Source organism: Klebsiella sp. YJ (assembly GCF_002108615.1).
GTDB classification, from domain to species: domain Bacteria; phylum Pseudomonadota; class Gammaproteobacteria; order Enterobacterales; family Enterobacteriaceae; genus Klebsiella; species Klebsiella planticola.
The window spans coordinates 23,973-31,046 of sequence record NZ_MTEG01000041.1; the positions used below are offsets into that span (position 1 = coordinate 23,973).

At 56.7% G+C, this 7,074-nt stretch carries 7 protein-coding genes; 5 read left to right on the forward strand and 2 right to left on the reverse strand.

Translation table 11 applies throughout. The features are described from left to right. Positions 1-17 precede the first annotated feature (17 nt). The 5 genes from hemE (at position 18) to BV390_RS27570 (ending at position 3,560) form a co-directional block, all read left to right on the forward strand. Complete coding sequence (gene hemE / locus BV390_RS27550; protein ID WP_032698408.1) at positions 18-1,082, forward strand: uroporphyrinogen decarboxylase; 1,065 nt, start codon at positions 18-20, stop codon at positions 1,080-1,082. A gap of 9 nt (positions 1,083-1,091) precedes the next feature. Further along, the gene (nfi, locus tag BV390_RS27555; protein ID WP_032695570.1) at positions 1,092-1,763 is read left to right on the forward strand and encodes a deoxyribonuclease V; all 672 of its coding nucleotides are present in this window, start codon (positions 1,092-1,094) and stop codon (positions 1,761-1,763) included. A gap of 42 nt (positions 1,764-1,805) precedes the next feature. After that, positions 1,806-2,396, forward strand: a complete 591-nt coding sequence (locus BV390_RS27560) for a YjaG family protein (RefSeq protein WP_032689989.1) — start codon at positions 1,806-1,808, stop codon at positions 2,394-2,396. Positions 2,397-2,582: 186 nt separating this feature from the next. Next, complete coding sequence (gene hupA, locus BV390_RS27565; protein ID WP_004097675.1) at positions 2,583-2,855, forward strand: nucleoid-associated protein HU-alpha; 273 nt, start codon at positions 2,583-2,585, stop codon at positions 2,853-2,855. A 12-nt stretch (positions 2,856-2,867) separates the two neighbouring features. Next, positions 2,868-3,560, forward strand: coding sequence for a DUF1481 domain-containing protein (locus BV390_RS27570; RefSeq protein WP_085397561.1), 693 nt, complete (start codon positions 2,868-2,870; stop codon positions 3,558-3,560). Between the two features lie 188 nt (positions 3,561-3,748). On the opposite strand, the gene purD is transcribed toward BV390_RS27570, so the two are convergent. Together purD and purH are read right to left on the reverse strand one after the other, a co-directional pair. Continuing rightward, positions 3,749-5,038 carry a phosphoribosylamine--glycine ligase gene (gene purD, locus BV390_RS27575; protein WP_085397562.1) on the reverse strand — a complete coding sequence of 430 codons (1,290 nt, stop codon included), beginning with the start codon at positions 5,036-5,038 and terminating at the stop codon, positions 3,749-3,751. Positions 5,039-5,053: 15 nt separating this feature from the next. Beyond that, positions 5,054-6,643 carry a bifunctional phosphoribosylaminoimidazolecarboxamide formyltransferase/IMP cyclohydrolase gene (gene purH, locus BV390_RS27580; RefSeq protein ID WP_085397563.1) on the reverse strand — a complete coding sequence of 530 codons (1,590 nt, stop codon included), beginning with the start codon at positions 6,641-6,643 and terminating at the stop codon, positions 5,054-5,056. Positions 6,644-7,074: the final 431 nt, after the last annotated feature.

The window sequence follows — 7,074 nt, forward strand, 5'->3', positions numbered from 1 at the left end:
GCTTAAGGAACTGCAAAATGACCGAACTGAAGAACGATCGTTACCTGCGTGCGCTGCTGCGCCAACCCGTTGATGTGACCCCGGTGTGGATGATGCGCCAGGCGGGCCGCTATTTACCGGAGTACAAAGCCACTCGCGCAGAAGCGGGCGACTTTATGTCGCTGTGTAAAAACGCCGAGCTGGCCTGCGAAGTGACATTGCAGCCGCTGCGCCGCTATGCGCTGGATGCGGCGATCCTCTTCTCGGACATTTTGACCATCCCTGACGCAATGGGGCTGGGGCTCTATTTCGAAACCGGCGAAGGCCCACGTTTTACTTCGACGATTACCGGCAAGGCTGACGTCGACAAACTGCCGATCCCCGATCCGGAAGATGAACTCGGTTACGTGATGAATGCCGTGCGCACCATTCGTCGTGAGCTAAAAGGCGAAGTTCCGCTGATTGGTTTCTCGGGCAGTCCGTGGACCCTGGCGACCTATATGGTTGAAGGGGGCAGCAGTAAGGCCTTCACTGTCATCAAAAAAATGATGTATGCCGACCCGCAGGCGCTGCACGCGCTGCTCGAAAAGCTGGCTAAAAGCGTCACGCTGTACCTGAACGCGCAAATCAAAGCGGGCGCCCAGTCGGTGATGATTTTCGATACCTGGGGGGGCGTGCTGACCGGCCGCGATTACCAGCAGTTCTCGCTCTATTACATGCACAAAATCGTTGATGGCCTGCTGCGTGAAAACGAAGGCCGCCGCGTACCGGTGACCCTATTCACCAAAGGCGGCGGACAGTGGCTGGAAGCGATGGCCGAAACCGGCTGCGATGCGCTGGGTCTCGACTGGACCACCGATATCGCCGACGCTCGCCGTCGCGTCGGCCACAAAGTGGCGCTACAGGGCAATATGGACCCTTCCATGCTCTACGCGCCCGCTGGCCGTATTGAAGAAGAAGTGGCGACCATACTGGCCGGCTTTGGTCAGGGAGAGGGCCATGTCTTCAACCTGGGTCATGGCATCCATCAGGATGTGAATCCTGAACACGCCGGCGTATTTGTGGAAGCAGTGCACCGGCTGTCGGCGCAATACCATCGCTAAGGAGCGAATATGGATCTGGCGTCGCTACGCGAACGGCAGCAGGAGCTGGCCGCGTCGGTCATTCGTGAGGATCGACTGGATCGGGAGCCTCCGCGGCTGATCGGCGGTGCGGACGTTGGCTTCGAGCAAGAAGGTGAAGTGACGCGGGCGGCTATTGTGCTGCTCGCTTATCCATCTCTGGAACTGGTTGAGTATCAGGTGGCGCGAGTGGCCACCACCATGCCGTATATCCCCGGTTTTCTCTCCTTTCGTGAAACGCCCGCGCTGCTGGCGGCGTGGGAACAGCTTTCCCAAAAACCCGATCTCTTATTTGTCGACGGCCACGGGATTTCTCATCCCCGGCGCCTGGGCGTCGCCAGCCATTTTGGCCTGCTGGTGGATGTCCCGACCATTGGGGTGGCGAAAAAGCGCCTGTGCGGGCGCTTTACGCTTCCCGGCGATGAACCGGGGGCACTGGCGCCGCTGATGGATAAAAACGAACAGCTGGCGTGGGTCTGGCGCAGCAAAGCGCGTTGCAACCCGCTGTTTGTCAGCACCGGTCACCGGGTGGCTCTCGATAGTGCGCTGACATGGGTTCAGCGCTGCATCAAGGGCTACCGCCTGCCGGAGCCTACGCGCTGGGCCGATGCGGTTGCCTCGCGGCGTCCGGCATTTGTGCGTTGGCAAGCAAATCAGCGCTGATTCAGGTACACTGCGGCTAATTTCTGACTTCGAGAATTCATCATGTTACAAAACCCGATTCATCTGCGCCTGGAGAAGCTGGAAAGTTGGCAGCACGTCACCTTTATGGCCTGTTTGTGCGAGCGCATGTACCCCAATTACGCGATGTTCTGCCAGCAAACCGGATTTGCCGATGGCCAGCTGTATCGTCGTATCCTCGATCTGATTTGGGAAACCCTGACCGTCAAAGATGCGAAGGTGAATTTCGATAGCCAGCTGGAAAAACTGGAAGAGGCGATTCCGGTTGCCGACGACTATGATCTGTACGGCGTGTACCCGGCTATCGATGCCTGTGTTGCTCTGAGTGAACTGATTCATTCGCGTCTGAGCGGAGAAACGCTTGAGCATGCCATTGAGGTGAGCAAGAGTTCGATTACGACCGTCGCGATGCTGGAAATGACCCAGGCAGGTCGTGAAATGACCGACGAAGAGCTCAAAGAGAACCCGGCGGTTGAGCAAGAATGGGATATTCAGTGGGAAATTTTCCGTCTGCTGGCCGAGTGTGAAGAACGCGATATTGAACTGATCAAAGGGCTGCGCGCAGACCTTCGTGAAGCCGGCGAGAGCAATATTGGTATAAATTTTCAGCAGTGAGACCAGAAAACGTGATTTACCGCCTGAATTGTAGCGTCTGAAGGCTTCCATTCCGCCCCCCGTCTGGTCTACATTTGGAGGGCGAAAAAAAGTGGCTATCGGTGCGTGTATGCAGGAGAGTGCTTTTCAGGCATTTCCGTCGCACTCGGTGCTTAGCAAGCGATAAACACATTGTAAGGATAACTTATGAACAAGACTCAACTGATTGATGTAATTGCGGACAAAGCTGACCTGTCCAAAGCACAGGCAAAAGCTGCCCTGGAATCTACCCTGGCTGCAATTACTGAGTCTCTGAAAGAAGGTGATGCTGTTCAACTGGTTGGTTTCGGTACCTTCAAAGTGAACCACCGCGCTGAGCGTACTGGCCGCAACCCGCAGACCGGTAACGAAATCAAAATTGCCGCTGCTAACGTGCCGGCGTTTGTTTCTGGTAAAGCACTGAAAGACGCAGTTAAGTAAGACCGCGTGGCAGTGTACAGTTTTAACGAAGGGGCCTTAAAGCCCCTTTTGTCTATCTGGCGTCGCGTATTGATGCTGGCAGGCGTCGTGCTGATCTCTGCCTGTAGCCATGATTCTTCTGTCCCGCCTTTTACCGCCAGCGGGTATGCGGACAACCAGGGCGCGATGCGTATCTGGCGTCTGGACTCCAACGGCGAAGTACATCTGCTTGCTGCCTTTAGCCCGTGGCATCACGGCAATACTTCAACCAGCGAATACCGCTGGCAGGGTGACCGACTCACGCTTATCGAACTCAACGTCTACGGCAAACCGACGGAACACATTCGCGCCCGTTTTGATGACCAGGGCGAGCTGAGCTTTATGCAGCGCGAAGTGGACGGACAAAAGCAGCAGCTTTCCAGCGATCAGGTGGCGCTTTACCGCTACCGGGCAACGCAAATTCGCCAGACCAGCGATGCATTGCGGCAAGGGCGCGTTGTTCTGCGTCAGGGGCGCTGGCATGCCAACCAGACGGTGACGACCTGTGAAGGGCAAACCGTGAAGCCGGATCTGGATGCCCGGGCCTTAGCCCATATTGAACGCCGCCAGAATCACTCCTCCGTTGAGGTGAGCGTGGCGTGGCTGGAAGCCTCAGACGGCGCTCAGCTTTTGCTGGTGGCCAATGAAGACTTCTGTACCTGGCAGCCGCAGGAAAAAACCTTCTGACCTCCGGTCAGAGCCGCTTTGCGCTATCAGCGCGGTTACCATTCCCTCTGTCCTTCTCCACCATACGCTTCTCTGAGGCGCGTAGCCGCATATCCTCCGCGACAGGATGGCGGGCTGAAATAAAAAACGGGCGACTCCAGAATGAAGCCGCCCGTCAATGAGGCCTGTTATGAGGTCTCGCTCAGGCGCTAGCGTTGCTCGCGGGCAATAGCGCGCCAGCCAATATCGCTACGGCTGAAGCTTCCTTCCCAATGAATACCGGTCAGGAGTTCGTAGGCGCGCTGCTGCGCCAGGGCTACGGTGTCGCCCAACGCCGTCACGCACAGTACGCGGCCGCCGTTAGTCACCACGCGCTGGTCGTCGGCAAGCTTCGTCCCGGCATGGAAGACCTTGCCATCCACCGCTTCTTCCTGCGGCAGGCCGAAGATTTCGTCGCCGGTGGCGTAGCTGCCCGGATAGCCGCCTGCGGCAACCACGATGCCCAGCGAGGCGCGATCGTCCCACTCGGAGGTTTTCTCATCCAGCTTACCGTCACAGGCGGCGAGGCACAGCTCCACCATGTCGGATTTCATACGCAGCATAATGGGCTGCGTTTCCGGATCGCCGAAACGACAGTTGAACTCGATGACTTTTGGATTGCCCTGTTTGTCGATCATCAGACCGGCGTACAGGAAGCCGGTATAGGTATTGCCTTCCGCCGCCATGCCTTTGACCGTTGGCCAAATAATGCGATCCATGGTGCGCTGATGCACCTCATCCGTGACCACCGGGGCGGGTGAATAGGCGCCCATACCACCGGTGTTCGGTCCGGTATCGCCATTGCCTACGCGTTTGTGGTCCTGGCTGGTGGCCATCGGCAGAACGTGCTCGCCGTCGACCATGACGATAAAGCTGGCCTCTTCACCATCGAGGAACTCTTCAATCACGATCCGATGGCCCGCGTCGCCAAAGGCGTTGCCGGCCAGCATATCCTGAACCGCCTCTTCCGCTTCTTGCAGCGTCATCGCGACAATCACGCCTTTACCGGCCGCCAGACCGTCCGCCTTGATAACAATCGGGGCGCCTTTTTCGCGCAGATAGGCCAGTGCAGGTTCGACTTCGGTAAAGTTCTGATATTCCGCGGTCGGAATGTTATGCCGCGCGAGGAAATCTTTGGTAAAGGCTTTTGAGCCTTCCAGCTGGGCGGCGCCTTCGGTCGGGCCGAAGATTTTCAGGCCCGCAGCGCGGAACGCATCGACAATGCCAATCACCAGCGGCGCTTCCGGGCCGACGATGGTCAGATCGATCTTCTCGCGCTGGGCAAAGTCCAGCAGCGCCGGAATATCGGTCACGCCGATATTGACGTTTTGCAGCGCAGGTTCCAGGGCTGTGCCGGCGTTACCCGGCGCCACGTAGACGGTATCAACCAGCGGAGACTGTGCCGCTTTCCATCCCAGCGCGTGCTCGCGGCCGCCGTTGCCAATCACTAATACTTTCATGTTCTGCTCCGTGAATTAATGGCGGAAGTGACGCATGTCGGTGAAGATCATCGCAATGCCGTGTTCGTCAGCTGCGGCAATGACTTCGTCGTCACGGATAGAGCCGCCAGGCTGGATAACACAGGTAATGCCCACTGCAGCAGCAGCGTCGATACCGTCACGGAACGGGAAGAAGGCGTCAGAAGCCATTGCCGAGCCTTTCACTTCCAGATCTTCATCGCCCGCTTTGATACCGGCAATTTTCGCCGAGTAAACGCGGCTCATCTGGCCTGCACCTATCCCGATGGTCATGTTCTCTTTTGCATAGACAATGGCGTTGGATTTCACGAACTTCGCCACTTTCCAGCAGAACAGCGCGTCACGCAGTTCCTGCTCGGTAGGCTGGCGTTTCGTCACCACGCGCAGATCGCCTTCGGTGACCATGCCCAGGTCGCGATCCTGAACCAGCAGGCCGCCGTTAACGCGTTTGAAATCGAGTCCCGGAACGCGTGCCGCCCACTCGCCGCAGGTCAGAACGCGGACGTTCTGCTTGGCCGCAGTAATCTTCAGGGCCTCTTCGCTGGCCGATGGCGCAATGATCACTTCAACAAACTGGCGAGAAATGATGGCCTGTGCGGTTTCCGCATCCAGTTCGCGGTTGAAGGCGATAATGCCGCCGAATGCGGAGGTCGGGTCGGTTTTGTAGGCGCGATCGTAAGCATCCAGAATTGAGTCGCTGACCGCAACGCCGCACGGGTTGGCGTGTTTAACAATCACGCAGGCCGGTTCGCTGAACTCTTTCACGCACTCCAGCGCCGCATCGGTATCCGCGATGTTGTTATAAGAAAGGGCTTTGCCTTGAACCTGAGTGGCGGTCGCCACCGACGCTTCTTTAATGTCTTCTTCTATATAGAAGGCAGCCTGCTGATGGCTGTTCTCGCCGTAGCGCATATCCTGCTTCTTAATGAAGTTCAGGTTCAGCGTACGCGGGAAGCGGCCGGAGGCTTCCTGAGTCTCACCATGATAGGCCGGAACCATGCTGCCGAAGTAGTTGGCAATCATGCTGTCGTAGGCAGCGGTGTGCTCGAAAGCTTTAATGGCGAGATCGAAGCGGGTTTCCAGAGTCAGGGAACCGTCGTTCGCATCCATCTCTTTAATAATGGCGTGGTAGTCATGGCTCTTCACGACGATAGCCACGTCTTTATGGTTCTTGGCCGCGGAGCGCACCATGGTCGGGCCGCCGATATCGATATTCTCCACCGCATCTTCCAGCGAGCACCCTTCGCGGGCGACGGTCTGGGCAAACGGATAAAGGTTAACAACAACCATATCGATAGGAGAGATCGCGTGCTGGGCCATGATCTCGTCATCCTGGCCGCGACGGCCAAGAATGCCGCCGTGTACTTTTGGATGCAGGGTCTTAACGCGTCCATCCATCATTTCCGGGAAACCGGTGTAGTCAGAGACTTCGGTTACCGGCAGACCTTTCTCAGCCAGCAGGCGTGCGGTACCACCCGTAGACAGTAGCTCAACACCACGAGCGGAAAGAGCCTGCGCGAATTCGACGATACCGGCCTTGTCAGAAACACTGAGCAGAGCGCGGCGGACTGGACGACGTTGTTGCATGGTATTAAATCCCCAGGATTTGAACATTACAGAGAGCGTTAGGTGAGTTTTTGTCTAAAAACTCACCTAACGCACCCAGCCGGGCATCCTTGTCATAGCGCGGCATTGTAACGAAAACGTTTGCGCAACGCTCGCGAATTTTTATCTTTCTCTTTTTGCCGATCTCTTCTCTATATAGAAGGGGCTTTTGACGGCCTTTATCAGCTAAGAACAGGCGTGGTCTGTGGATAATTCTGTGTGTAACAGGGTATAAAGCGGGGTTTTGCTGGGGAATGCAGCAGTCAGTCATTTTTCTGCAATTTTTCTATTGCGGGCGCTCGAGAACTCCCTATAATGCGCCTCCATCGACACGGAACAACGGCAAACAAGCCGCCGGGTTGAAAGAGAAAACTTCTGAAATTCAGGGTTGACTCTGAAAGAGGAAAGCGTAA